General features: G+C 43.5%; 3 protein-coding genes. All 3 read left to right on the top strand.

Going from position 1 to position 3,781, the window contains the following annotated elements:
* Positions 1-433: 433 nt before the first annotated feature.
* Positions 434-2,239 carry an aspartate kinase gene (locus IM322_RS22030; protein ID WP_287673392.1) on the top strand — a complete coding sequence of 602 codons (1,806 nt, stop codon included), beginning with the start codon at positions 434-436 and terminating at the stop codon, positions 2,237-2,239.
* A gap of 222 nt (positions 2,240-2,461) precedes the next feature.
* Positions 2,462-2,854, top strand: coding sequence for a hypothetical protein (locus IM322_RS22025; protein ID WP_158199491.1), 393 nt, complete (start codon positions 2,462-2,464; stop codon positions 2,852-2,854).
* A 60-nt stretch (positions 2,855-2,914) separates the two neighbouring features.
* On the top strand, positions 2,915-3,781 hold an 867-nt coding region (locus IM322_RS22020; RefSeq protein ID WP_287673395.1), incomplete at its 3' end, for an NB-ARC domain-containing protein.

Here is a 3,781-nt window from a genome sequence, read left to right as displayed (position 1 = left end):
TCAACCTTATTTCCTAGAAAGTTTTACTCGTTCAAGGCCGAATTTGAAGTCTTTTCTGAACGAAACCCCCTACTATCTGTGGTCAAGGTTCAGTTTTTAGCTTGGTTATCGCTTTTTCCATTGTAGCTTAAAGCCGTCCTAAAAGGACGGGGTTTTAACCCAAATTTTCGATAAGAGGAGGAAACGATAAAAATACTATTAAAATAGCATAAATGTACTGGATTTAAACTGAGTATGGGTATTTTAGTACAAATGCTCAGACTGCCTCAACCTAGCTCCGGCGCTCCCTTCTCCGCTGCAGTCTTAAGGATTAATTTAGATAGTCGGCATTTGAGATAAAACATAAGGAATGTTAACCAAAACCACTTAACGTTAAGGAATTTTGATAAGTTGGAGATTGAACAAAGATAGAAAGTCTCTAGCGCTGACAACTATGGCTGTAATTGTCCAAAAATACGGTGGTACATCGGTAGGTTCCGTGGAACGCATTCAATCGGTAGCTCAACGGGTCAAAAATACGGTAATAGCAGGAAATACCGTGGTGGTGGTCGTTTCTGCCATGGGTAAAACCACCGATGGATTGGTCAATTTAGCCAAACAGATCGCCGCCGAACCCTCGCGCCGGGAGATGGATATGTTATTATCCACGGGGGAACAGGTGACGATCGCCTTGATGAGTATGGCCCTAGAGGAAATCGGACAACCGGCCATCTCCCTAACCGGCGCTCAGGTGGGAATTGTCACGGAATCCGAACATAGTCGCGCCCGTATTTTAGAAATTAAAACCGATCGCCTCTCCCGTCATCTATCGGAGGGTAAAGTAGTTGTTGTCGCTGGTTTTCAAGGTGTCAGCGATAGCGATCAACTAGAGATTACCACCCTAGGCCGCGGTGGTTCCGATACCTCGGCCGTGGCCCTAGCAGCCGCCTTAAAAGCCGATTTTTGCGAAATTTACACCGATGTACCCGGTATTCTCACCACTGACCCCCGTTTAGTCCCCGAAGCGCGTCTTTTAGACCAAATTACCTGCGATGAGATGCTCGAATTAGCCAGTTTAGGGGCGAAAGTTCTCCACCCGCGAGCGGTGGAAATCGCTAAAAATTTCGGGGTTCCCTTGGTTGTCCGTTCCAGTTGGACTGAGGATCCGGGTACTTGGGTGACATCCCCGGCACCGAAACCGCGCACCCTGCAAGGATTGGAATTGACAAAAGCCGTGGATGCGGTGGAATTTGACGGCAATCAGGCGAAAATCTCCCTTTTACGGGTTCCTGATCGTCCCGGTATCGCTGCCCGTTTATTCGGGGAAATCGCTCATCAACAGGTGGACGTGGATTTAATTATTCAATCGATTCACGAGGGGGACAGCAACGATATTGCCTTTACGGTGATGGGAAATGCCTTGAAAAAAGCCGAATCCGTGGCCGAAGCGATCGCACCGGTTTTACGTTCCCATCCCACTAATACAGAGGAAGCGGAAGTGATCATCGAATCCGGGGCCGCTAAAATCGCCATTACCGGCGCTGGAATGATTGGCCGGCCGGGAATTGCTGCCCAAATATTTAGCACTTTGGCCGCAGCGGCAATTAATATCGAAATGATCTCCACTTCTGAAGTAAAAGTCAGTTGTGTCATCGATGAAGCGGACGGAGAAAAAGCGATTAAAGTCCTTTGTGATGCTTTTCAACTGGAGTATTCTGCTAAAGTTGCTCATCGCGAAATCCCTCACAATTTAGTCCCGGTACGGGGAGTGGCCCTAGATAATAATCAGGCACAAATGGCCATTCGTCGCGTCCCCGATCGCCCCGGGATGGCAGCGAGAATTTTCTCGGTTTTAGCGGCAAAAAATGTCAGTGTCGATATGATTATTCAATCCCAACGCTGCCGCATTGTCGATGGTATTCCCCGACGGGATATCGCTTTTACTTTGCCCCAAGCTGATGCTAATTTAGCCCAAAAAATCCTCTTAGAACTATCGGAAAGTTTGGGGTTACAGGAAGTGGTGGTTAATAATGATGTGGCCAAAGTTAGTATTGTTGGTTCGGGAATGGAAGGACAACCGGGGGTAGCAGCACGCTTTTTTGAAGCTTTAGCAAAGGAGAAAATTAATATTTTAATGATTGCTACTTCTGATATAAAAATCAGTTGTGTGGTGAATCAAGAAGATGGAGTCAGAGCCTTACAAGTGGTTCACGCCGCTTTTGGATTGGCCGGACAGGGTAAAATTGAAGTACCCGCCTAATTGAAATTAAAAGTTCTATGATAGAACGTAGGTTGGGTTGAAGCATGAAACCCAACGCTCGCATAGTTTACGCTACCGCTAACCCATCCTACAAATAATTGTGCCTATCTACTTAAATGAAATTAAAAGTTCTATGATAGGGGTAAGAGTTGTCAAATTGCTGGCAACTTAACCCCCAAAAATCCGATCAATAAGTTAACCCTTATCACCCCGATTTTATCTATGGAACCGATAACAGTGGCGACAATTGTTGCTTTGGTATTTCAGACTACTGTAGAAAAATTTACCGAAGCTGCTCTAGAAAAAATTAATACTTTGCGGCAAATTATCTGGAATAAACTTAAAGCTAATCCTAATGCTGAAAAAGCTTTACAAGCTGCTGAAAAAGGGTCAAAAACTGATCTAGAAAAAGTAGCAGATTATTTAAAGGTTGCCATGAATGATGAAGCAGATTTTGCCGAAAAAGTCAAGGGTTTAGCAACAGAAATTCAATCCTTGAAAATTCAGGATAATAGTAGTATGAACCAGGCTAATTCTGGAGGTCAAAATTTCCAGAATCAGGGGGAGGTTGGTGAAGTTTATCAAGCAGCAACTATAAACATCAATAAAACCTGACTGGAGCCGCCTGTTAAGGAACAGGTTAAACAACATCCTCACAATTTATCTAATAGTAATATCCCTAAATTTGTTGGTAGGGATAAGGAATTAGTTGACTTAAAAAATAAATTACAACAATCCCAAAAGCTTGCTATATCTACCTTAACGGGAATGGGAGGCATAGGTAAAACTGAATTAGCCAGACAGTTTGGTTGGCAACAATGGCGAAAAAAAGCCTATCCCGGTGGTATATGTTGGTTAAATGTGGCAGAGAGTGATGGCGGTTTTATCGGTACTTCTATTTTAGATTTTGCCCGAGTACATCTAAAATTAACTCTACCAGATGAGGGAGAATTAGACATAAAAATTCGTTATTGTTGGCAAAACTGGTTAGCGGGAAATGTCTTAATTATTTTTGATGATGTACGGGATTATCAGCAAATTAAGGATTATTTACCACCGCAAGAGGAGAAACGCTTTCAGGTTTTAATTACCACTCGCAAGGAATATTTATCAGCGACAATTGCGACTTTTCGGGTAGAAGTATTAAAAGAAGAAGATGCTCTTGATTTATTGCGTTCCTACCTCGGAGATAACAGAATTGACACACAAATCGAAGAAGCTAAATTATTATGTCAGGATTTGGGTTATTTACCCTTGGCGTTAGAATTGGTGGCAAGGTTGCTGGTACGACGACAGGATTGTAGCAAAATACGGCAGAAATTAGCAGAAAACGGCTTAGAGGAGCGAATTTTAGCCAAAAATCCCAAGTTTCATGGGGAAATGACAGCAGAAAGCGGGTTAAAAGCTGCCTTTAATCTCAGTTGGGAGGAGTTGAATAGCGAACCAGATGCCCAAATTTTGGCACTTTACCTCAGTTTATTCGCTCTTGCGCCCTTTCCCAAGGAGATGATTCTGGATTTATTTCCCGATGAGGATGGGGAT

It is taken from the genome of Microcystis sp. M109S1 (assembly GCF_020247025.1).
Lineage (GTDB): Bacteria > Cyanobacteriota > Cyanobacteriia > Cyanobacteriales > Microcystaceae > Microcystis.
The sequence above is the reverse complement of the archived record's forward strand: the minus strand, read 5'-3'. Positions and strand labels throughout refer to the sequence as shown.